General features: G+C 64.7%; 1 protein-coding gene. It reads right to left on the reverse strand.

Going from position 1 to position 252, the window contains the following annotated elements; all coding sequences use genetic code 11:
* Positions 1 to 252 (reverse strand): DUF222 domain-containing protein (locus ABD683_RS16620; RefSeq protein WP_344771187.1); only part of this gene is annotated, 252 nt, incomplete at both ends.

Genomic DNA, 252 nt, shown 5'->3' on the forward strand with positions numbered 1-252 from the left:
CACCCGCACGTGGGCGGCACTGATCTCGCCATTCAACGCAGCGTCTGCCAGCAGTGGCAGGTCACGCAGTGCGTGGACGTTCTTGACCAGGGTGGTGGCTTGTCCGGCGTTCATCCGCAGCTGGGTGCGGACCCACGCATTGAGGGTGGATACGCCGTCGAGCTCAAAGTCCTTCGACGCCTCGAGCTCAGCCAACAGCACTGCCTCTTGGGCATCGATCGCGTCGCGTGCCGCGTGCAACGCGTGCAGCTT

The organism is Aeromicrobium panaciterrae (assembly GCF_039537165.1).
Classification (GTDB): domain Bacteria; phylum Actinomycetota; class Actinomycetes; order Propionibacteriales; family Nocardioidaceae; genus Aeromicrobium; species Aeromicrobium panaciterrae.